Origin of the sequence: Flavobacterium sp., from assembly GCF_041911335.1 — a bacterium.
Lineage (GTDB): Bacteria > Bacteroidota > Bacteroidia > Flavobacteriales > Flavobacteriaceae > Flavobacterium.
This window is the reverse complement of sequence record NZ_JAYRPD010000047.1, coordinates 117,800-140,749: the sequence shown is the minus strand read 5'-3', so window position 1 is coordinate 140,749 and position 22,950 is coordinate 117,800. Positions and strand designations below refer to the sequence as shown.

Here is a 22,950-nt window from a genome sequence, read left to right as displayed (position 1 = left end):
GTTTTGAGTTTGGGTGGTTATAATTTTTTTTCGGATAAGCGCAAAATATCGCCAAAAACGCCTCTAGCGGTTACCGATGCTCCTGCTCCAGCACCTTGAATTACTATAGGTTGTTCGCCGTAAGATTCTGTGTAAATTTCAAAAATAGAATCCGAACCTTTTAACGAACCTAAAGCTGAATTGGCTGGAACCGAAATTAGTTTTACTTCTAATTTCCCTTTGACTTGTTGTAAATCACCCGATAATTCACCGATGTATCTCAGCACTTCATTTGGACCCTGAGCGTCTTTGATGTTTTGGTAAATTCCGTCTAATTCAGATAAACGCTTTAGAAAATCTGAAGTATTTCCTTCTCGCAAAGCTTCTGGAATTAAGTTTTGGATTTGGATTTCTTCGAACTCGTTTTGCAAATCTAATTCACGTGCTAAGATTAATAATTTTCTTCCAACGTCGTTTCCGTTTAAATCTTCTCTTGGATCGGGTTCGGTGAAACCTTTATCGATGGCTTCTTGCAATACTTCACTAAATTTCTTGTTTTCAACTGAAAAATTATTGAATAAATAACTCAAAGTTCCAGAGAAAACACCTTTTATTTTGGTGATATTTTCACCTGACAAATGCAATAATTTTATCGTATCAATTAACGGTAATCCTGCACCCACATTGGTTTCATACAAATATTCTTTTTGGTTGTCTTTCAGCACTTTTCGTAGTTTTTTGTAAAAATCAAAACTTACTGTATTCGCGACTTTATTAGAAGAAATCAAATCGAAACTATTTTCGGCTAGCGAAATATAATTTTCTATGAATGTCGAACTAGCAGTGTTGTCAATTGCAATTAAATTTTCCAAATGGTGCTCTTTGGCGTACCCGATAATATCTTCTACTTTATATTCCTGACCTTTATCTTCTAAAGTAGCTTTCCAATTTTCGCTAATTCCGAATTTATTCAACAAGACTTTCTTTGAATTCGCAATCGCAAAGACATTCAACTTGATTCCTTTTCGTTTCTCGATGTTTTTTGCCGATTCTAAAATTTGAGAAATCAAAGTGCCGCCAACCGTTCCGTGACCGAAAATAGCGATGTTGATTTTTTTCGCCACACCAAAAATTTCGCCGTGAATTACATTTAAAGCACGTTTGAATTCATCTTGACTAATTACCAAACTGATATTTCTTCCCGTAACGGTATTGTTCAACAAAATTGGTGTGATTTTATTTCGGATTAAAGCCGTGTAAGGTTTGTGGAAATTGGTTAAATCTTGCCCAATAATCGAAATCACGGCAATGTTATCATTTACCGAAATTTTATTGACATCTTTTGTGTAAAAATCGGTTTCAAATTCTTTTTCCAAACCTACTAAAGCTTTGGAAGCTTTGTCAGAACTAACGACTAAACCAATTCCTCTTTCCGAAGAACCTTGTGAAATAATACTCACACTAATATCGTTTTCAGCCATCACACGGAAAATTCGTGCATCAACACCCGTTTTTCCCAATAAACCTCTTCCTTCTAAATTAATCAGCGAAACATTGGTTAAAACCGAAAGCGATTTGATGCCTTCATTAGTTTGTTCCGAAGTGATTAACGTTCCGTCATTTTCAGGATTGAACGTGTTTAAAATACGTAATGGAATATTTTTTTCTACCAAAGGAATAATCGTTTTGGCATGTAAAATTTGTGCTCCAAAATTTGCTAACTCATTCGCTTCGTTGAACGATAATCGCTCGATTTTTTTCGCATCGGCTACTAAATCAGGATTAGCGGTGAAAATTCCGTCTACGTGTGTGTAATTTTGGAATTCTTCAGCGTTTAGATAATTTGCTAATAAAGAAGCGGTGTAATTACTTCCGTTTCTTCCTAAAGTCGTAGTTTCATTGTGTAACGTTGAACCGATAAAACCTGTTACAATATTGACTTTATCTGTATTTTTCTCGAAATAATCTAATACGTTTCGTTTTGAAACAGCGTCAATTGGTTGCGCATTTCCGAAGTTTATATCGGTTTTTATCAAATGACGAGAATCAGTGAATTGTGCTTTGATGCTGTTTTCGTTTAAGACATAAGCGACATATTTTGCCGATAGAATCTCGCCATACGCAATGACTTGGTCTTTGATTTTTTCGCTGTAATCTCCTAAAAGCGAAACACCTTCTAATAACTTTTGTAAAACTGAGAATTCTTCTTCGAAGATGTTTTCTTTCAAACCTTCCAATTGGTATTTTTTGAATTGCTCAAAATCCGCTTGAAAATTGATGTTGGCTTGTGCTTTTTTTAACAGAATTACCAATTCATCCGTAGCGTTTCCTCTTGCCGAAACTACGACTGCGATGGGTTCGTTATTGAAATATTTTTGAGCAATCGTTTGAATTACTTTTTGCAATCCTTCTCCGTTTGCTAATGATTTTCCTCCAAATTTTAATATTTTCATTGTGTGTTTTAATTAAATATAGGTTTTAGTATGTTGTTTAGTTGTTCAAATTCTATCAAGAAAGCATCGTGTCCGTGAATGGATTTGATTTCGTGATAAAATGCATTGTTTTTGTAGTTTTTGATTTCCTGAAAAGCGGTTTTGATTTCGTTTGCCGTAAAAAAATAATCGGTATCAACGCTAATTAGATGAATATTCGATGTAATGCTTTTGATGACTTCAGCTTGATTTTTGTTTTTAAAAATATTGGCCGTTTTCAATAAATGATTCATGAGTTTGTAAGCCGAAAGCTGAAATCGATTTTGTAATTTTTCACCATGATGCAACAACCAACTTTCCACTTGAAACAATCCTTCCGAATTTTGCAATTTGGTATAGAATTTTTCTTGGAGTGATTCGGGTGTTCGATACAATAACATGGCGTGAATTCGGGCATCGTGAATTGGATTTTTGGAATTATTCAAAATCAAATCTTGAATTAGCACATTCCCAATCAACCAATCAGAAGCTTTCCAACTTGTTGCTACCGGAATTAAATTCGCAATCGCTTTTGGTCGAATCGCTGACATTTCCCAAGCAATTGCTCCGCCTAAACTTCCGCCAATGACTGCAAAAACTTGATTCACTTTAAACGAATCGATTCCTTTCCAAAATAAATTAGCAATATCATAAGCGGTGAAATCTTGATAATTTTCAATCAAATTTTCTGCATCTTGATAACCGTTTCCAGGAATATTGAAAGCTAAAACCGCATATTTTTTGGTATCGATAATTTTATCATTACCAATTAACGATTGCCACCAACCGTTTTCGCCAATAACTTGTGAATTTCCGGTCAAAGCATGATTCACTAAGACTAAAGGCGCCAAACCAATCGGTTGACCAAACAATTGATAGGACAAAATCACTTTGGCTTGCACTACCCCATTTTGTAATGAAACATTTTCGAACACTATTTTTTGAATTGTACTCATCTTTCTTTTTAAAAAAAGACTGCCTTTAGGTAGGTCTATCGGCAGTCTTCAAACAAACAAAAACCTAAACTAAATTTTGAACTGGCAATTTTTCGAAAACACTTTGTAAATCGGCTTTCAAGTCTTCTATATCTTCTAATCCAACGGATAAACGAATTAAATCTTTGGTTACTCCGGTTGTGATTTGTTGCTCTTCTGACAATTGTTGGTGCGTTGTACTTGCGGGATGAATAATCAGTGATTTTGTATCACCAATGTTCGCCAATAATGAGAAAAACTGGGTTTCATCGGCTACTTTTTTAGCAGCTTCGTAACCGCCTTTTAATCCAAAAGTTACGATACCGCTTTGTCCTTCTGGTAAATATTGTTGTGCTAAATCATAATATTTTGAAGAAATCAAGCCAGGATAATTTACCCAAGCCACTTCTGGACGTTTTTGCAACCATTTGGCTAATTCTAATGCATTTTCACTGTGCTTTTTGATTCGAATAGCCAATGTTTCTAAACCTTGAATAATTTGAAATGCGTTGAATGGACTTAACGAAGCACCTAAATCACGCAAACCTTCGATTCTAACTTTTGCTATGAACGAAGCTGCTCCTAATACTTCATAATATTTTAATCCGTGATAACCTGCTGAAGGTTCTGTGAATTCAGGAAATTTTCCGTTGCTCCAATCGAAATTTCCTGCATCGATGATGACACCTCCAAGTGAAGTTCCGTTTCCACCAATATATTTCGTTAACGAATGAATTACGATGTTGGCTCCGTATTCGATTGGGTTCAGCAAAAAGGGTGTTGCCACAGTGTTATCCACAATAAAAGGCACTTTGTAGGTTTGTGCGGCTTTTGAAATGGCTTTTAAATCGAGTACATCTAATTTTGGATTTCCTAAACTTTCGGCGAAGAACACTCTCGTATTTTCTTGTGCTGCATTTAAGAAATTCTCAGGATTTGATGGATCTACGAATGTTGTTGTGATGCCTAATCTTGGCAAAGTCACGTTTAATAAATTATAAGTTCCGCCATATAAACTGTTAGAAGCTACAATGTGATCGCCAGCTTTTAACAACGTTAATAAAGCAGTTGAGATGGCTGCGGTTCCTGATGCAGTTACGACAGCTCCAATTCCGCCTTCTAATTTAGCTAAACGTTGTTCTAGGATATCGTTTGTTGGATTATTTAATCTTGTGTAAATAAAACCAGCTTCAGCTAAACCAAAAAGATTGGCTGCATGATCGGAATTATTGAAAACGTAGGATGTAGTTTGGTAAATTGGAACAGCTCTTGTTCCTGCGTTTTTAGTTGTATCGTGTCCTGCGTGTAATGCGTTTGTTGCAAATTTATTTGTGCTCATGATATTTTAAGTATTAAGATATTTGTATTAAGTATTAAGATTTTTTGTTCCGAAGTTTGCTTTTCAGCTACACATTCGACAACATCGTCTTGGATTGTAAATTGCTATTTTCATAATTGTTGTGTTTTTAGGAATAAAAAAACCTCTGCTTTCGACAGAGGTTATATTGAATTAATTTACTTTTAAAATTATGCAATAGGCTTCCTCTGCGGATTATTCCACATCATCATACACATATTGCACATTGTAAAGTTCATCTTCTATTTCTTTTAGTTTGACAGGGCAAAATTAGATTTATTTTCTACAATAAAAAAATAAATAGATTATTTTTCTAAATTTTGTTATTATAATTTCAAATAATAGATTTTTATTCTAAAAACACCATAAATAATAAAAATAAAATCTAGAATAAACAAAAAAGAGGCAAAAGCCTCTTTTTAAAATCTTTTATTTTAAATAAAATTAATTTTTTACAAACTTAGAAGTTCCTTTTCCTTCATTTGTTTCTATTGAAACAAAATAAACACCAGAAGATAAATTTGACACATCTATTGAAGTGCTTGAAGAACTTGAAGAAACTACTCTACCGTTTAAATCTGTAATTGTCAAACTATTGATTGTCATTTCATTTTTCACAGAAATATTCAACACATTACTAACTGGATTAGGATAAATCGAAAAGTTGTTTTTGAAAAAAGAATCAGAACTTAATGGTCTGTCAACAGAAAACGAGTCAACTCCAATAAAATCAGAATTTGCTCCTGAAGGCCCTCCACTTGTAACAAAATATCTAAACGCAATTTTGCAACTTGTAGCGGTAGGCAAACCAGAAACCGTGTAAGAGTATTGTGTCCAAACATTTGGATAACCAGAAGCGATCAATGTTGGATTAACTTCCAGTGCCAAAGTTGTATAGTCTCCAACACCTGTTGCTCCAGAAGGATTAGCCGAAGACGCACCATTTGTGCTTATTCTCAATTGTAATCTATCTGCAAAAGCTGGCGTACTAACTGTTCTAGTATAAAACGTTAACACATCACCATTTATAAGACTAATTACTGGCGTTATTAACCAATTACTAATAGTGTTAGCGCCAGCAACACTATTAAAGTTACAAGCAATATAAGAATTAGCTACTCCAGCATAGGAATCAAAAGGCCCTCCATTAGCTACTGGATTTCCCTGAAACCAATTTGGATTTGTTCCAACTGGAGTACTTTGATTAGTTGAAGTCCAACCAGCAACAGTAAGTGTTGTAATATTGTCAAAATTTTCTGATAATAAATTTTGCGCTTGAAATGATAGAGAAACTAACAACAAGCCAAGAGAAAGTAATGTTTTTTTCATAAAGTGAATTTAATTGTTATTGATGAAATAAAATTATAGATAATTATCTGATAAAAAATTAATTATCGACAAACTGTCATAAATATCGACAAAAAGATAGTTTTCTTAAAAAAAACAGAATAAAAATTAAAATTTCAATTTCATTTCATACATTTGCATCCGAAAACTAAGAGGAAAAATTTGAACTGATTGCAACCTCATTAAAAAATGCTAAAGCAGTAATTACTACTCCTTTAGGCACTACCTGCAATTATTTTTCCTCGCTTAAAATTTAAAAATAATTTATTATGGCTTATTTATTTACGTCAGAATCAGTGAGTGAAGGACATCCTGACAAAGTTGCGGATCAAATTTCAGACGCATTAATTGATAACTTTTTAGCATTTGACCCTGAGTCAAAAGTAGCTTGTGAAACGTTAGTTACTACAGGTCAGGTAATTTTAGCTGGAGAAGTTAAATCAAACACGTATTTAGATGTACAAACTATCGCAAGAGATGTAATCAAGAAAATTGGTTACACGAAAAGCGAATATATGTTTGAAGCAAATTCTTGTGGTGTTTTATCTGCAATTCACGAACAATCTGCGGATATTAATCAAGGAGTTGATAGAGCAAGCAAAGAAGAGCAAGGTGCAGGTGACCAAGGAATGATGTTTGGTTACGCTACAAATGAAACTGCTGAGTTCATGCCGTTAGCTTTGAAATTATCACACCAAATCCTTCAAGAATTAGCGGATTTAAGAAGAGAAAACAAAGAAATTACTTACTTACGTCCGGATGCTAAATCTCAGGTTACTTTAGAATATTCTGATGATAACAAACCGGTTCGAATTGATGCTATTGTAGTTTCAACTCAACATGATGATTTTGCTGATGAACCAACGATGTTAGCAAAAATCAAAAAAGATATTATTGAGATTTTGATTCCAAGAGTGATTGCTAAAAATCCTCAATATGCTCATTTATTTAATGATGCGATTAAATACCACATTAACCCTACAGGGAAATTCGTAATTGGAGGACCTCACGGAGATACTGGTTTAACAGGAAGAAAAATTATTGTAGATACTTATGGTGGAAAAGGAGCTCACGGAGGCGGTGCTTTCTCTGGAAAAGACCCATCTAAAGTAGACCGTTCTGCGGCTTATGCAACACGTCATATTGCTAAAAATTTAGTGGCTGCAGGTGTTGCTGACGAAATTTTAGTACAAGTTTCTTACGCTATTGGAGTTGCTGAGCCAACATCTATCAACGTAAACACTTACGGAACTGCAAAAGTGAATTTAACTGACGGAGAAATCAGCAAAGTAGTAGAAAGCATTTTTGATATGCGTCCATACTTCATCGAACAACGTTTGAAATTAAGAAATCCAATCTACAGCGAAACTGCTGCTTACGGTCACATGGGAAGAACTCCTGAAACTGTAACTAAAACGTTTACTGCACCAGGAGGTGAATCTAAAACTGTAACAGTTGAGTTATTTACTTGGGAAAAATTAGATTTCGTAGACAAAGTTAAAGCTGCTTTTAATATCTAAAAAGCTTTTTATAAATAAAAAAACCATTCGATTATGAATGGTTTTTTTATTTATAGCATAACAAATTATAATCTATATTTCAAACTAAGAATTACAAATCGTGGTTGTACTCTATAACTTGAAAAAGTACTCGTTCCTCCTAATTGACTAAAACTATTAGTATCTAAAGATTTAGTATCTAATAAATTGGTTCCTGAAAGTTTCCATTCCCATTTACTATCTTTCTTTTGATACATTAAACTTGCTGTTAAGAAATCATATTCACTATCAATTGTTTTAGCTTTATTTCTATTATGAAAATAAGAATATTCCGAAACAAATGAAAATGCATCTAAAAAGTAATATTCTAATGTTAATGTTGGACTATCCACATAAATCACATCTGAAAAGTTATCATTAATTGTAAAATTATATCCTAATGTTAGGTTTGGCAATGTTTTATAATTCGTTGAAAAGTTCAAACCATAACTTTGAGAATAGGATTCAATGGTTTGCACTTCAGAAGGATTGTTACTTGGATCGGTGTCAGCATCAGGGTAAACACGAACATTGTTCGATTTAGACCAATTTACTCCAACTCTTAAATTTGCTTTATAATATCTTGCAAAAGAACGTCCATAATTTCCAGCTGCTGACAAACTCTCATCTGGAAAATTAGAATTCATATTTTCTGATGATGAAATTTGATTTACTCCTACTAATAATGCTCTATTCTTAATGGCTTCAAGCTGTCTCGTATACGAAATATTGGCAAAAATATTCTCAAAATTAAACATGTTGTATTTGAAATAACGCAACGAATGTACTTGAGAAGTTGAGTTTTCTAAAAATCTATTTCCGCTAAATAAGCTGTTATAATTTGAAAACACGTAACCTTGAGCTAACTTATTGATATCCGTAAAATTGTTTGTTAAAGAATAATTATAAGTCAATGTTTCTGATTTTTTAATTTGCCATAACGCATATACATCTGGTAAAATTCTATTGAAAGACTGCTTGTTTGAGGTACCAAGCTGTTGATCATTAGTATTAAACTGATGCACACTAAATCCTGGATTAAAAGTAAACTTTCCGGTCATGAATTTATAATGTAATCCTAAAAACACATCGTTAAATGCATAATTAACATTATTCACTGTGCTTGCATCTGTTAAATTATTCTGAGTACCATTATTCAAAATCTGAAAAATAGACGAATCAAAATTTTGATACGAATAGGTGTTTCCTAAAGTTAAATTGATGTTGCTTTTTGGAGTCAACATGTAATAATAATCAAATTTTGTATCTACTTTATTTGTTTGAACAAAACGTTTCTGAGTTACATCGTCTCTTACTCCTGCTCCTTCATTTATGTAACCTGTTAACAAAGGTGCAAAAGGTAAAGTTTCAAGGTTAGCATTATAAAATGGATCTTCATTTTGATACAAATGCTGCATTTCAAAACCAAAAACGTGCTTATCACTTAACGTATAGTAGTAATTAAGATTTTGATTTATTGAAAAAGGATTTTGTTTTTTTGCTGTATAAATATCAGATAATAAACTTGAAAAAACGCTTGTATTTTCTTTTTGGTCAGAAATCTTAATTAATGCATCGTAATCAAAATGTGTTTTTTCTGAAGGCACATAACTCGAACTCAATTTAAACAAAACTTGATTACTTTTTTGTCTTGTAAAATCTTCACGAGTTTCTGTAATCGTTTGAGACGTTCCATCTGGTAAGTTATCTACACGATTAGAAACTGTTCTGTTTTCTATTTCGGTTTTATTTCCTAATAAAATTCCAAAACCACTTAATGTCCATGCTTTTGAAGGATTAAAACTAAAATTAGCCGCTCCAAAAGTAGATTCAATATTAGCTGCTTGATTGTTACGAAGTCCCATAATTCCTAAGTCGTTAGAGGCTACATTAAAAGAAGAACCACCTTTGCGCATCATGTTTTTGAAACCTCCTGTAAATTTGAAATAATCTTGAGCAGTTAAAGGTAATTCTCCAATATTATTCACATTACCAATAACATTTAAACTGTATTTGGGATTATAATAAAACAATTTAGGATTCACGATATAACGAGCATCATCCATCCCAACACCAATTCCAGCGGTCATATCTCCAAACCAGAAATTCTTTTTCCCTTCTTTCAATTTGATGTTCAAAGCGATACTTTCCTCGTTATTTTCTAAACCTTTTAAGTTAGAAACCTCATTGTAATTTCGTAAAACTTGGATTTTATCTAAAGCGTCTGCTGGAATATTCTTAGTTGCCAATTTCGTATCACCATCAAAGAAATCTTTTCCTTCTACCATTACTTTTTGAACCTTCTTCCCTTCAACTTCAATTTCACCATCTTTATTAATTTCAACACCTGGAAGTTTTTTTAATACGTCTTCTAACTTTCGTTCTGTACCATTCGTAAATGAATCGGAATTATAAATGATAGTGTCTCCTGAAACTGTTACAGGCATTTCATGAACAATTTCAATTTCTGCTAACTGGGTTCCTTCTTTTAAAACTACAGGATAATTCATATTAGTTGTTCCAGTTGTTACCAATTTTTCAATGGTTTGAAAACCAATGTAACTCACTTTAAGCGTATAAGTTGTACTGGATTTTAAATTCAAGATAAATTTTCCTGCTTCATTTGTGATAGCATAAGCATCCATAGCTTTTGTTTGTTGGTTAATAGCCATAATATTAGCCATTTCTAAACCAACTCCTGTGGTATCTTTAACAGTTCCTTCGAAACGTATATTTTGAGAAAAACTAATTGAGCTAAATAATAAAAATAGAAATAATATATTTTTTTTCATTTGTTAATAATATTAAGTAAGACTAATATTATGATGTTTTGTTACAAATTTATTAATCAAAATTTTTGTTACATTTTAATTTCTATAACTCCATCTTCATTTTTCATACTATTTAATTTCTTTTCTTCAATTTCATCAAATTCTTTTTGAGTTACTTTTTTTCCATTTTTAGGTGCTTTAATTTCTATTTTTTCTTTAGGATTTAAAACTATTTTTGAACATAAAAAAGTGGTTTCTCCTTCATGTAATTCTAAAATTAAACCTGGCAAACCCCAATATTTATTTGGACCGTTTGAAACTGGAATTTCAATAGCATACCATGCTTCAATTATTTTTTCTTTAGGTTCACTTGGTGTAAAAAAACTTGTTTTACCGCTTTCTAATTTTTTCTTATAATCTTCATACTCTTTTAATTCTTCTTCTGTAACTGGAATAATAATTTGTGCTTTAATACAAGTGTAATTACCAATCTTCTTCTCTTCACCAGTTATAATCCAGTTAAATTTTGGCAAAGAATCTATGACTAAAAATTCTTTTCCAAAAATATCTAAATCGGTTGTGTATTGTTTTGTTTTAAAATTTTTATAATATTTAGAATCGCCTCCACCTGAAAAACTAACAGAAACTCCATTACTAGAAGGTTTAGGTGCAGCTAATTTTTCTTCTTCTGAGTAAATTGACTCCACAGTATTAAATGATAAAATATAGGTTTTTTCAAAAGCCTTCTTCATTTTTTCCATCATTTTTTCTTTAACATCTGGTGTCATATCATTACTTGTAATATTAAAATTCTTCATGCTTGTTTGTGAAGAATAATAAGCTATTCCTTGAAAATTTTGCGCAAACGAACTAAGGGTTAGCCATAAAAATGCACTTGAAAAAAATAATGTTTTCATATATATTAGTTTTTAATTAATTGAAGCAAATTAACAGCATTAAAATCAAATAACAAGTTAATGAATGTTAACGTGTGTTAACGGTTAAATTTATATGCAAATAGTTTTTACTTTTGATGAATGAAAATTAATCTAAAAAGAATTTTTGTACTAATTAGCCTTTTAGTTTTAGCAACTATTTGTTTACAAGTTTATTGGAATTACAAAAATTATTTGAGCAATAAAGAACGTTTAAAAAACGAAGTACAAATTGCTTATGACAAGGCTATAGAGACATATTTTGATGAAGATTCAAAGGAAACTTTTATAAGTGTGATTAGCAAGGATTCTACCACGAAAGTTGAAGATTTAATTCGTGAAATAAAACTAGATTCAAAATTTGGAAAACAATTTAGCAAACCAAAAAAAGTTGATTCTATCGACACAAAAGTTTCTGTTAAGTTTATAGAAACAGATGAAAACCAAAGAAGCACACATCCTTTTGAAAATAAAGCAATAAAGGTTGAAGAAATTTCATCCATACAAATTCTTAAAGGTAAAAAAGCGATGGATTCAATTGAAGGATTAGAAAATTTTCCTAGTAAAATTACCATGTCATTTAAGAATGATTCTATAAAATACAAAATTTTAGATTCTATTTTTAAAGCAGAACTAAATCGAAAAAATATTGCATTAAAATACGAAATAAAACATTTAAAAAACGACACTTTATTTTTTACATATTATAAAAACAAAATAAAGTTACCTTTTCAAATTATTCCGAATTCTGCCTATTTTAAAAACAAAGAAACTTTAAATTTAAATTATGATTATTCAAAGGGATTACTAGTCAAACGAATGGGGGTTGAATTAATTTTATCATTATTTTTTTCATTAGCTGTTATAAGTTGTTTGTTTTTTTTACTTTTTATCATCAAAAAACAAAAAAAAGTTGACGAAATAAAAAATGATTTTATCAACAACATTACTCACGAATTCAAAACGCCAATTACAACAATAGCAACTGCTTTAGAAGGAATGAGCACATTTAATCCTGAAAATAATTTAGAAAAAAATAAAAAATATATTGCCATGTCATTCAATCAATTGTTTAAATTGGAAAACATGGTCGAAAAAATATTAGAAACAGCTACTTTAAACGTTAAAGAACTTCAATTGAATTTAGAAACTATTAATTTAATAGTTTTTATTAAATCAATTATTGAAAAACATCAAGATATTTCTAAAAAACAAATCACTTTTGAATTTGAAAAAGAAGAATTATATATTAGTGCAGATTCATTTTATTTAGAAAATGCAATTTCAAATTTAATTGATAATGCAATAAAATATGGTGGAAACAACATTGAAATCAATTGTTTTCAAACGGATAAAACCACTGTAATTAAAGTAAAAGACACCGGAAATTCGATTTTAAAATCGCAAGAAAAATTAATATTTGAAAAGTTTTATAGAATTCCAAAAGGAAACATTCACGACATAAAAGGATATGGAATTGGCTTATATTTTGCAAAAACTATAGTTGAAAAACACTTAGGAACAATTGAATTAACCATAACAAACGAGACTATTTTTAAAATAACTTTACCAAATGACTAACAAAATTAATCTGCTTTTGGCTGAGGACGAAGCATCATTAGGAATAATTATTAAGGAAAGTTTAGAAAGTAGAAACTTTACTGTTACATTATGTGAAAATGGAGAATTAGCTTTTGAAGAATTTATAAAATCAAACTTTGACGCTTTGGTATTAGATATTATGATGCCCAAAAAAGACGGTTTTACATTAGCCGAAGAAATTAGACAAATTAACAAAACTATTCCTATTTTATTTTTAACAGCAAAATCACAAACAGCCGATGTAGTTAAAGGATTTAAAATAGGTTGCAATGATTACATAAAAAAACCTTTTAGTATAGAAGAATTAATTGTAAGAATCATATCATTAACTAATAACCCTCAAAATAAAACTGCAGCAACAAGATTTACAATTGGATCTTATGAATTTGAAACGGAATCACAATTATTAATTCATGGAGAAAAAACAGTTAAATTAACTAATAGAGAATCTATTTTACTAGAATTTTTAGTAAAAAATAAGGGAAAAACGATAGAAAGAACCTTGATATTAAATACCGTTTGGGGAAATGAAGATTTTTTTAGTGGGAGAAGTATGGATGTATTTATAACGAAGTTAAGAAAAAAATTAAACCTCGACCCATCTGTAGAAATTATTAACAGTAGAGGACGAGGTTATAAATTAATATTTTAGATTCTACCCATTCTAAATTGCATACGACTACCTCCGCCAGGTCCAGAATTCATTTCGCGCATTTCTTCCATTTTCTTTTTCACAATTTCATCATATTCTTTTTGCGTTACCTCTTTTCCTTTTGAAGCAGGTTTAATCTCAACTTTTTCTTTAGAATTTAAAACCAACTTAGAACATAAAATTACCGTTTTACCATCGTTAACCTCTAAGATTAAACCTGGTAAACCCCAATAATTTTCTGGCCCTTGATTTACAGGAATTTCTGGGCAATACCATGCTGTAATGACATTTTCTTTAGGCATTTCCCAATCATCTGTGAAATTAGTTTTTTTAGCTTTTGCAGTATCTTTTACCGTTTCCGCTTTTTTCTCACCTTCTTTAGGATTGTTATTTCTGAATCTGAAATTTCTAAAATCAGACTCACTCACTTTTACTACAGCAGTTGCTTTAAAACAAGTATAATTACCAATTTTTTTAGATTCTCCTTCTAGTTTCCATTCATATTTTGGCAATGAATCTCTAATTAAAAACTCTTTTCCAAAAAACTCTTTATCCACCACATATTGCTTATCCTTAGCATTTTTATAGTGAGTTCCGCCGCCTCCCATCATCGACATCATCATTCTACCTCCACCTTGTTGACCAGGCGCATCTAATTTTTCTTCTTCTTTGTAAATTGAAGCTGTCTTATCGAAGTTTAAAATAAACGTTCTTTCAAACATTTTTTTCATACGCTCCTCTATTTGTTTTTGCATTTCTGGGGTCATTTCCCTGTTTGTACTCATTCCTTTCATGAAATCAGCCGTACTCGTTTTAGATTCATAAACAGCCATTCCTTGAAAATTCTGAGCATTAAGTAACCCAGAAATCATAAAAATCGAAGCAATAATAATTTTTTTCATTCTTTTCAGATGTTATAGATGTATATATAGACTATCAATAGTGCATTTTGTTACACAATTTAACTACTATTTTTGTGTTAAAGTAGTATATTAGACCTTTAATTCTTGAAATAGTTTAGTAAATGCTATTAAAAAAAACATTCTTAATCATAATATTCAATCTTTGCTACCTTTTCATGAGTAGTCAGGAAGTAATTAATAGTATAAAATTAGAAAACATAAAATTAGGATGCGATACCTTTTTAGGCTTTGACAATCAACAAAATAGTTATAGCATAAAAAATAACGTATTAACAAAAAAAAGCCATACAAAACAGTTCGAATATAACAACCTAAGTTTAGGAAAAATCACAAATGTAGACTTCCAAAATCCGTTAGAAATTATAATTTTTTATAAAAATTTTAATACGGTTGTATTATTAGACAATCAATTGAACGAAATCAAGAAGATAGATTTCAATTTAAAATCAACTCCTGTTACACTTGAAGCTGTTGCTTTGTCTTCTCAAAATCAAATTTGGATTTACGATAGTATTTCGTCAAAAATTGGATTATACAATGTAAACACCGATACTTTCAAGTGGATTTCTACCACGCTAGAAAATGCAATTTCATATTACGAATCCGATTACACGCATTTTTATTGGACCGATATTAATTTGAATTTGTATCGCATTTCGATTTATGGTACAATTGAAAAACTAGGAAATCTACCAAAGTTTGATGCAATTCAGTTTACAAAAAATGGCAATTCCATTTATAAAACAGATGATAAATTATATTATTACAACTTAACTTCTAAGAGTAGCAGCAAAATAGCAATTGATGAAAAAATCATTTCAAAATTTTTCTTTAGAGATGGAATTTTGTCTATTTTTACCCAAAATGAAATTACTAATTACAAAATAATTTTACCATAATGCACATAGCAGTAGCAGGAAATATTGGAGCAGGAAAAACGACACTTACTAAGTTATTAGCCAAACATTTTAAATGGGAACCGCACTTTGAAGATGTGGTAGATAATCCCTATTTAGATGATTTTTACCATCAAATGGAACGATGGAGTTTTAATCTTCAAATCTATTTCTTAAACAGTCGTTTTCGTCAAGTATTGCAAATTCGTGAAAGTGGTAAAAACATTATTCAAGACCGAACCATTTATGAAGACGCGCACATTTTCGCACCCAATCTTCATGCTATGGGATTAATGTCGAACAGAGATTACAACAATTACACTTCGCTTTTCGAATTGATGGAAAGTTTAGTAGGTTCGCCTGACTTATTGATTTATTTGAGAAGTTCTATTCCAAATTTAGTGAGTCAAATTCATAAAAGAGGAAGAGATTATGAAAACTCTATTTCGATTGATTATTTAAGTCGTTTGAACGAAAGATACGAAGCTTGGATTCAAACCTACAACAAAGGAAAATTAGTAATCATTGATGTTGACAATATTGATTTTGTAAACAATCCAGAAGATTTAGGAATGATTATCAATAGAATTGATGCCGAATTAAACGGATTATTTTAAAATAAAAAGCCTCACAATTGTGAGGCTTTTCACTTTCCTTCTAAATTATTTTCCTAGTTCAGCAATTTTTGCTTCTACTTCTAGATCGTCTCCTTCGAAAACTTTTTCTTCTTTTACCTCTTTACCATCTACCATTTTAGTTAAAGTAACCGTTGCTTTCACTTTTCCGTTAGCATCTTTTACTTTTTTAACTTCCATGTTGATGATTTCTTGGTGATCATCGTGGTTACAATTTGGTCCGTGAACGTGTTTTTCTTTGCCAATGAATTTTCCGTTTTCGTCATACATTGCCATGCATTTTTCTTTACATTCTTCAGAACAACCATTCTCTTCACACATTTTAGCGCATTCTTCTTTTGTCATGTCAGCACATTTAGACATATCGCATTTTCCTTTGTCGCAACACATCATTTCTGTTTTTGCACAACAAGAACCGTTTTCAGTTGTAGCACCGTGACCTCCTAAGATTGGAGCGATTACTAAACCAATTAAACATGTTAATTTGATTAAGATATTCATTGATGGTCCTGAAGTATCTTTGAATGGATCTCCAACAGTATCTCCAGTTACCGCTGCTTTGTGTGCATCAGAACCTTTGTATGTCATTTCTCCGTTGATTTCAACTCCAGCTTCGAATGATTTTTTAGCATTATCCCAAGCTCCACCAGCGTTATTTTGGAACACTGCCCAAAGCACACCTGAAACGGTAACTCCAGCCATATAACCCCCTAACATTTCAGCGATTAATTGGTTGTTATCTGCGTAAACTAATTTTCCTAATAATACGATTGCAATTGGGAAACCAATCGTTAAAATTCCTGGCAACATCATTTCGCGTAAAGCGGCTTTTGTAGAAATTTCAACACACTTTCCGTATTCTGGTTTACCAGTTCCTTCCATAATTCCTGGAATTTCTTTGAACTGACGACGTACTTCGTATACCATATCCATTGCAGCTTTACCAACAGAGTTCATTGCTAATGCAGAGAAAACCACAGGAATCATACCTCCAACGAATAACATTGCTAATACAGGAGCTTTGAAGATGTTAATTCCGTCAATTCCTGTAAATGTTACATAAGCAGCAAATAAAGCTAACGAAGTTAAAGCTGCAGAAGCGATTGCGAAACCTTTTCCAGTTGCAGCCGTTGTGTTACCAACTGAATCTAAAATATCTGTTCTTGTGCGAACTTCTTTTGGTAATTCACTCATTTCGGCAATTCCACCTGCGTTATCAGAAATTGGTCCGAACGCGTCGATTGCTAATTGCATTGCTGTTGTTGCCATCATTGCAGAAGCCGCTAAAGCAACACCATAAAATCCTGCTAAAGCATAAGAAGCCCAAATTGCACCTCCAAATAATAAAACAGTTGGGAAAGTAGAAATCATACCCGTTGCTAAACCAGCGATTACGTTAGTTCCAGCTCCAGTTGATGATTTTTGTACGATAGCCAATACTGGTTTTGTACCTAATCCTGTATAATATTCCGTTACAGATGAAATTGCTCCACCTACAAATAAACCAACAATAGTAGCATAGAAAACACGAATTGAATCGATTTCTTTATCGCCTTCTCCATAGAAGTTTAATGTTAATACTTCTGGCAACATAAAGTCAACTAAGAAGTAGCAAGAAATTAAAGTTAATACAATAGAAACCCAGTTTCCGATGTTTAATGCTTTTTGTACTTGAGCTTCTTTAGCATCGTCGCTTGAAATTTTAACTAACATTGTTCCAATGATAGAGAATAAAATTCCGAAACCAGCGATTGCCATTGGTAATAGAATTGGTCCGATTCCTCCGAAAGCGTCATCGATTTTACCACCCATATCTTTAATTACGTAATTTCCTAAAACCATTGCCGCTAAAACTGTTGCTACATACGAACCAAATAAATCGGCACCCATACCGGCAACGTCTCCAACATTATCTCCAACGTTATCCGCAATTGTAGCAGGATTACGAGGATCGTCTTCTGGAATACCAGCTTCTACTTTTCCAACTAAGTCAGCACCTACGTCAGCAGCTTTTGTGTAAATTCCTCCACCTACACGAGCAAACAATGCGATAGATTCAGCTCCTAATGAAAAACCAGCTAATGTTTCCAAAACGATTGTCATGTCTTCTGTTGAAGTCCATTCTCCGTTCATGAAAAATCTAAAGAATATGATGAAAAATCCAGTTAATCCTAAAACCGCTAAACCTGCAACACCTAATCCCATTACTGTTCCACCCCCAAAAGAAACTTTTAAAGCTTGTGGTAAACTTGTACGAGCAGCTTGCGTTGTTCTAACATTTGTTTTTGTTGCGATTTTCATTCCAATATTTCCAGCATAAGCCGAAAATATAGCTCCGAAAATAAATGCAATTACGATTAACCAATGTGTTGTTGGAACAATAAATGAAATTCCCGCAAGAACCACACTCGCTCCAAGAACGAAAAACGTTAATAATTTGTATTCTGCTTTTAAAAATGCTAAGGCTCCTTCGTAGATGTAGTCTGAAATTTCTTTCATTTTACCATCTCCAGCGTCTTGTTTAAGAACCCAAGAACGTTTGGCTGCCATAAATGCCAATCCTAATAGCGCCATGACTATAGGAACATAAATCATCATTGATTCCATAAAATATAATTTAGTTTTTTTGTTTGTTAATTTTATGGTAATATTAAGAAAATAAAACAAAAAAGGCAATATTTTATTAAAAATACTGCCTTTTATTTATTTCAAAAAGAAATTATTTAATACTAAATAATCCTTCTGGTTTGTTTTCTAATTCTTCGAAACGCTTAGTACACTTTACTAAAATTTCTTTTGCTTCGTTAACATCTCCCCAACCTTCAACGTCAACTTTTTTGTTTTCTAAATCTTTGTACACTTGGAAAAAGTGTTCGATTTCTTTAATTAAGTGTGGATTTACATCGCTTAAATCGTTTAATTTGTTCCAAATTGGATCTGAAACAGGTACACAAATTACTTTTTCATCTGGACCTTTATCATCTGCCATGTGGAAAACACCGATTGGTTTAACTTCCATTACACAACCTGGGAAAGTTGGCTCGTTTACTAAAACTAAAACATCTAATGGGTCTCCATCTAATGCTAAGGTTTCCGGAATAAATCCGTAATCTGCTGGATACATCATTGACGAAAATAACATTCTGTCAAAACGCATTCTTTTTAATTCAAAATCGTACTCGTATTTGTTTCTACTTCCTCTTGGAATCTCAATCAATACATCAAATGTAGTAATTTTATCTGCTGTCATTTTATCTTTTATTTTTTAAAGCGGATGCAAAGGTACCACTATAAAACATTAGAAACAAAAGAGTTTTGCAAAAAAAATATAGGTTTAGAAATAAAACCCAAATGACGCTCTCACAGCAAATTTTCTAGCATCAGGCATTTCTAAATAACTTCCTCTCCAAGCAAAATCAACACGCAATACTTTGAAAATATTACCAACGCCGGCATGGTATTCCCAATAAACGTCCTCTGGCGCAATATAGGTTAATCCTGAAGCATTAAGCGCCTTATTGTTTTCAGAAACTCGTCCGTAAACTCCTTTAATTCCGACAATTTCACGTAAATTCAGTTTTCTTAAAAGTGGAACTCTTGAAAACAATCGTCCATTAAAATGATGTTCTAAATGTAACGAAGCATATTCATCTGCCACAAAATCGTAATAATCCAATAAATTATATGTATTTTCGATTACGAACCACGACTGATTTCCTGGAATCACACCCATTAATCCTAGCGGAACTTCTCCAAAAATTTTACCCGTTTCAAAAGTGGTAAACAATCTTCCGAAACCACCAATTAATGTAGGTTGACGGTAGTAAAATTGTAATTTTTGATAATCAAAATCGCTATCTAAAACACCTTTTAAACCATTACTATAACTTAGAAAAACTCTTGGATAATTGAAATCAACATCTAAACGATCTACTCCATACCCTACTGTTTTTCTCTTTGGGGTAAACTCGGCAACTAAATTAATTTCAGATTGTTTTACTTGACTTTTAATTTCAGTTTGTGTTAAATCAGTATAATAATCTAAACTAAATTGATTAGAAGCTGATTTTAAAGTTCGGTATGACAAATTCGTTTGGAACGTTAAATTCTTCACAGGTTCAATTTCAAAACCAAGCGTGGTTAAATTTACTGAAGTTAACTTATTATTGGTTCCACTTGAAAAGAAAGACGAAGACGCAAAACTTCTTCCCAAAACATCATTAGAGGTTGTTAAACTTACCCCTATTTGCTCTACATCTCTACGGTTTCCAGCAGAAAGAATAATTCGATTTTTCTTATCTACCATCCATTTTCCAGAAATACCGTATTTGAATTGATGATCTTGAAAACCATAAGCCGTATACCCTTGTATACGCCAAGTATCATGTGGTCCAAAATAAGTTCTTCCTCCTGCTCTCAATCGCCAACCTTCTACGTCATTAAAGCCAACAGATGAAAATATAGGCCCATAATCGAAATGATATTTTGGAACTTCAATATATCCACTCGCTAAAATAGTAGCCAAATCATACATTTGTTTGAAACGAGGTACTTCTTTTAAAGTATCGAGCATTTTATAAATACCCGCTTCATTTTCGTTTAACTCTTCAAAGCGATTGGCTTGCCAATATTCTTCAGGCCTATTAAAAACGGAATTATCGTAAAAATTAACCTCTTCTTTATAAAACTTATCGTCTTTCTTGATATCAAATTTGTGATTTTTTGCTAATGTTGTTCTCTTTCCATAAACTCCTTTAGATTCTTCTTTTTTAGAAAAACTAAAGTCCGACATCATATAATCACGTTTTAACAAGAACACCGAATCATTTAAAACCTCATACTCTTGTTCTATGTAAATTTCTTTTACCCAGTTGATATTGGCACTTTTACTAGCTTCAAGATTAATTTTTTTAATCGCCCATGTAGTATCATTTACCCAAAAATCGCCTTTAAATGTTAATTCGTTTTTTCGTCTTGGATAATACACAATGTTATAACACCATTTATTGTCGATAAACATACTATCATTCAAAACATAATTGTAAACATTGATTCCGGTTCTCGAAAGCGGACTCACAAAATCTTTGTCAAAAAATTTCAAATAATTATCATAAATATCGTATTCTGCATATAAATCTTTAATAAAGGTATTCACACCATCACCCGTTCCGTAGCCCGAATTTTTATTGGCTTTCATAATTTCCTTTACCCTCTTAGATTCATTATCCCCATATACTTCACTTAATGTTTCATTTATGAAAATAGGTAAGAATGTTTTTCCAGAAATACTTGAAGTATCAATTTGATCAAAAATAAATTCCATTCCCTTGAAAACCTTGCTGTTCATGAAAGCAGAATCAATGGTATTTAAATCGAACTCTACTTTTTCATATTTGTCGTATTGGTACTGTTTAAACATTTTGAGGCCGTTCTTTCTACGACGCTCCCAAATTTTACGCAAAATATCTATAGCAGGATTATTTTTTTTGGAGGTTTTACCCGTGTAAATAACCACTTCTTTAAGTTCCGTTCCCGACTTTAATTGTATTTTTAATCCCGTGTTTAAACCCGGTTTTAAAGAAATTTCTTTTTTTTCAAATCCTACATAGGAAACTACTAGAGTTGAATAATTTTCTTTAGATTCGAAATAAAAATTACCGTTTTCATCTGTAATTACTCCTTCTTTTGAGTTTTTAAAAATAACATTTGCAAAAGCTACAGGATCGCCAAACTCGTCTGTTACTTTTCCACCAACCTTGGTTTGCCCAATAACTATTGAGCTAAGAAATAAAAAGAATAATACAATTTTCGTCTTCATAGGAAAAAAAAACTTCATCAGAAAGTTACTGATGGAGTTTCAAATATAATAAGTTAATTGTTATTTATACATAACTTTTTTTACTGCCTTAATTACATCTTGCGAATTTGGCAACCATTCTTTTAATAAAGTAGGCGAATAAGGCGCTGGAGCATCAGCTGTAGTAATTCTTTGAACTGGAGCATCTAAGAAATCAAAAGCTCTTTCTTGCACCATATAAGTGATTTCAGAAGCAACTGAAGCAAATGGCCAAGCTTCTTCTAAAACTACTAATCTATTTGTTTTCTTAACCGAATTAATAATCGCATCATAATCCATAGGACGAACTGTTCTTAAATCGATAATTTCACAAGAAATGCCTTCTTTAGCTAATTCGTCAGCTGCTAAATGCGCTTCTTTAATAATTTTTCCAAAAGAAACAATCGTTACATCAGTTCCTTCTCTTTTGATATCAGCAACTCCTAATGGAATGGTGTATTCTCCTTCTGGCACTTCCCCTTTATCTCCATACATTTGTTCTGATTCCATGAAAATAACTGGATCATTATCACGAATAGCAGATTTCAACAACCCTTTAGCATCATAAACAGTTGATGGAACTACAACTTTTAAACCTGGAGTATTAGCAAACCAGTTTTCAAAAGCTTGAGAGTGAGTAGCACCTAATTGACCAGCAGAAGCTGTTGGACCTCTGAACACCATCGGCATTGGAAATTGTCCAGCAGACATTTGGCGCATTTTTGCTGCGTTATTGATAATTTGGTCAATTCCTACTAATGAGAAGTTGAACGTCATGAATTCTACAATAGGGCGATTCCCGTTCATAGCCGAACCTACAGCGATTCCTGCAAATCCTAACTCTGCAATTGGTGTATCAATTACACGTTTTGGTCCAAATTCATCTAGCATACCTTTTGAAGCTTTGTAAGCTCCATTGTATTCTGCTACTTCTTCACCCATTAAATATATTGATTCGTCGCGACGCATTTCTTCGCTCATCGCTTCACAAATAGCTTCTCTAAATTGTATCGTTCTCATGAAATTAATTTCTT

The 22,950-nt window shown here is 32.1% G+C and carries 16 protein-coding genes; 5 read left to right on the top strand and 11 right to left on the bottom strand.

Annotation, left to right across the window (positions count from 1 at the left end):
- Positions 1–17 precede the first annotated feature (17 nt).
- The 4 genes from thrA to ACE3PD_RS08050 all read right to left on the bottom strand — a co-directional run bounded on the left by thrA (position 18) and on the right by ACE3PD_RS08050 (position 6,110).
- Positions 18–2,432, bottom strand: a complete 2,415-nt coding sequence (gene thrA / locus ACE3PD_RS08065; RefSeq protein WP_374401293.1) for a bifunctional aspartate kinase/homoserine dehydrogenase I — start codon at positions 2,430–2,432, stop codon at positions 18–20.
- 8 nt (positions 2,433–2,440) lie between these two features.
- The gene (locus ACE3PD_RS08060) at positions 2,441–3,406 is read right to left on the bottom strand and encodes an alpha/beta fold hydrolase (RefSeq protein ID WP_374401291.1); all 966 of its coding nucleotides are present in this window, start codon (positions 3,404–3,406) and stop codon (positions 2,441–2,443) included.
- Positions 3,407–3,470: 64 nt separating this feature from the next.
- Positions 3,471–4,763, bottom strand: a complete 1,293-nt coding sequence (locus ACE3PD_RS08055) for an O-acetylhomoserine aminocarboxypropyltransferase/cysteine synthase family protein (protein WP_374401289.1) — start codon at positions 4,761–4,763, stop codon at positions 3,471–3,473.
- 462 nt (positions 4,764–5,225) lie between these two features.
- Positions 5,226–6,110: a choice-of-anchor J domain-containing protein gene (locus ACE3PD_RS08050; protein ID WP_374401287.1), complete on the bottom strand. Its 885-nt coding sequence runs from the start codon at positions 6,108–6,110 to the stop codon at positions 5,226–5,228.
- 287 nt (positions 6,111–6,397) lie between these two features.
- Between ACE3PD_RS08050 and metK the strand changes: the two genes are divergently transcribed.
- Complete coding sequence (gene metK, locus ACE3PD_RS08045; protein WP_374401285.1) at positions 6,398–7,648, top strand: methionine adenosyltransferase; 1,251 nt, start codon at positions 6,398–6,400, stop codon at positions 7,646–7,648.
- Between the two features lie 65 nt (positions 7,649–7,713).
- Here metK and ACE3PD_RS08040 read toward each other — a convergent pair whose 3' ends face one another.
- Complete coding sequence (locus ACE3PD_RS08040; RefSeq protein ID WP_374401283.1) at positions 7,714–10,458, bottom strand: carboxypeptidase regulatory-like domain-containing protein; 2,745 nt, start codon at positions 10,456–10,458, stop codon at positions 7,714–7,716.
- A 68-nt stretch (positions 10,459–10,526) separates the two neighbouring features.
- Entirely contained in the window at positions 10,527–11,354 is an 828-nt protein-coding gene (locus ACE3PD_RS08035; RefSeq protein WP_026725919.1) for a GLPGLI family protein, read from the bottom strand.
- A gap of 213 nt (positions 11,355–11,567) precedes the next feature.
- On the opposite strand from ACE3PD_RS08035, the gene ACE3PD_RS08030 reads away from it, so the two are divergent.
- On the top strand, positions 11,568–12,953 hold the full coding sequence (locus ACE3PD_RS08030; RefSeq protein WP_374401281.1) for a sensor histidine kinase: 1,386 nt from the start codon (positions 11,568–11,570) through the stop codon (positions 12,951–12,953).
- A complete protein-coding gene (locus ACE3PD_RS08025) occupies positions 12,946–13,626 on the top strand; it encodes a response regulator transcription factor (protein WP_026725921.1) in 681 nt (226 codons plus the stop codon). Before ACE3PD_RS08030 ends, ACE3PD_RS08025 begins: the two co-directional genes overlap by 8 nt.
- On the opposite strand, the gene ACE3PD_RS08020 is transcribed toward ACE3PD_RS08025, so the two are convergent.
- Positions 13,623–14,528, bottom strand: coding sequence for a GLPGLI family protein (locus ACE3PD_RS08020; protein WP_374401278.1), 906 nt, complete (start codon positions 14,526–14,528; stop codon positions 13,623–13,625). The two genes, ACE3PD_RS08025 and ACE3PD_RS08020, sit on opposite strands and share 4 nt — an antisense overlap.
- A gap of 176 nt (positions 14,529–14,704) precedes the next feature.
- Between ACE3PD_RS08020 and ACE3PD_RS08015 the strand changes: the two genes are divergently transcribed.
- Together ACE3PD_RS08015 and ACE3PD_RS08010 are read left to right on the top strand one after the other, a co-directional pair.
- A complete protein-coding gene (locus tag ACE3PD_RS08015; RefSeq protein ID WP_374401277.1) occupies positions 14,705–15,448 on the top strand; it encodes a hypothetical protein in 744 nt (247 codons plus the stop codon).
- Positions 15,448–16,062: a deoxynucleoside kinase gene (locus tag ACE3PD_RS08010; protein ID WP_026725924.1), complete on the top strand. Its 615-nt coding sequence runs from the start codon at positions 15,448–15,450 to the stop codon at positions 16,060–16,062. The genes ACE3PD_RS08015 and ACE3PD_RS08010 overlap by 1 nt, the downstream gene beginning before the upstream one ends.
- A gap of 45 nt (positions 16,063–16,107) precedes the next feature.
- Here the strand turns inward: ACE3PD_RS08010 and ACE3PD_RS08005 are convergent, their stop codons facing one another.
- The 4 genes from ACE3PD_RS08005 to ACE3PD_RS07990 form a co-directional block, all read right to left on the bottom strand.
- Entirely contained in the window at positions 16,108–18,687 is a 2,580-nt protein-coding gene (locus ACE3PD_RS08005; protein ID WP_374401274.1) for a sodium-translocating pyrophosphatase, read from the bottom strand.
- Between the two features lie 112 nt (positions 18,688–18,799).
- On the bottom strand, positions 18,800–19,330 hold the full coding sequence (locus tag ACE3PD_RS08000; RefSeq protein ID WP_073582210.1) for an inorganic diphosphatase: 531 nt from the start codon (positions 19,328–19,330) through the stop codon (positions 18,800–18,802).
- Positions 19,331–19,414: 84 nt separating this feature from the next.
- On the bottom strand, positions 19,415–21,898 hold the full coding sequence (locus tag ACE3PD_RS07995) for a DUF5686 family protein (RefSeq protein WP_374401272.1): 2,484 nt from the start codon (positions 21,896–21,898) through the stop codon (positions 19,415–19,417).
- Between the two features lie 60 nt (positions 21,899–21,958).
- Positions 21,959–22,936 carry a pyruvate dehydrogenase complex E1 component subunit beta gene (locus ACE3PD_RS07990; protein WP_374401270.1) on the bottom strand — a complete coding sequence of 326 codons (978 nt, stop codon included), beginning with the start codon at positions 22,934–22,936 and terminating at the stop codon, positions 21,959–21,961.
- Positions 22,937–22,950: the final 14 nt, after the last annotated feature.

Excerpts from the sequence above, each read along its gene's own strand:
- ACE3PD_RS08015 (WP_374401277.1), top strand. The coding sequence starts at position 14,705 with ATGAGTAGTCAGGAAGTAATTAATAGTATAAAATTAGAAAACATAAAA.
- ACE3PD_RS08020 (WP_374401278.1), bottom strand. The coding sequence starts at position 14,528 with ATGAAAAAAATTATTATTGCTTCGATTTTTATGATTTCTGGGTTACTT.
- metK (WP_374401285.1), top strand. The coding sequence starts at position 6,398 with ATGGCTTATTTATTTACGTCAGAATCAGTGAGTGAAGGACATCCTGAC.
- ACE3PD_RS07990 (WP_374401270.1), bottom strand. The coding sequence starts at position 22,936 with ATGAGAACGATACAATTTAGAGAAGCTATTTGTGAAGCGATGAGCGAA.
- ACE3PD_RS08035 (WP_026725919.1), bottom strand. The coding sequence starts at position 11,354 with ATGAAAACATTATTTTTTTCAAGTGCATTTTTATGGCTAACCCTTAGT.
- ACE3PD_RS08060 (WP_374401291.1), bottom strand. The coding sequence starts at position 3,406 with ATGAGTACAATTCAAAAAATAGTGTTCGAAAATGTTTCATTACAAAAT.
- ACE3PD_RS08005 (WP_374401274.1), bottom strand. The coding sequence starts at position 18,687 with ATGGAATCAATGATGATTTATGTTCCTATAGTCATGGCGCTATTAGGA.
- ACE3PD_RS08050 (WP_374401287.1), bottom strand. The coding sequence starts at position 6,110 with ATGAAAAAAACATTACTTTCTCTTGGCTTGTTGTTAGTTTCTCTATCA.
- ACE3PD_RS08010 (WP_026725924.1), top strand. The coding sequence starts at position 15,448 with ATGCACATAGCAGTAGCAGGAAATATTGGAGCAGGAAAAACGACACTT.
- thrA (WP_374401293.1), bottom strand. The coding sequence starts at position 2,432 with ATGAAAATATTAAAATTTGGAGGAAAATCATTAGCAAACGGAGAAGGA.
- ACE3PD_RS07995 (WP_374401272.1), bottom strand. The coding sequence starts at position 21,898 with ATGAAGACGAAAATTGTATTATTCTTTTTATTTCTTAGCTCAATAGTT.
- ACE3PD_RS08025 (WP_026725921.1), top strand. The coding sequence starts at position 12,946 with ATGACTAACAAAATTAATCTGCTTTTGGCTGAGGACGAAGCATCATTA.
- ACE3PD_RS08055 (WP_374401289.1), bottom strand. The coding sequence starts at position 4,763 with ATGAGCACAAATAAATTTGCAACAAACGCATTACACGCAGGACACGAT.
- ACE3PD_RS08000 (WP_073582210.1), bottom strand. The coding sequence starts at position 19,330 with ATGACAGCAGATAAAATTACTACATTTGATGTATTGATTGAGATTCCA.
- ACE3PD_RS08040 (WP_374401283.1), bottom strand. The coding sequence starts at position 10,458 with ATGAAAAAAAATATATTATTTCTATTTTTATTATTTAGCTCAATTAGT.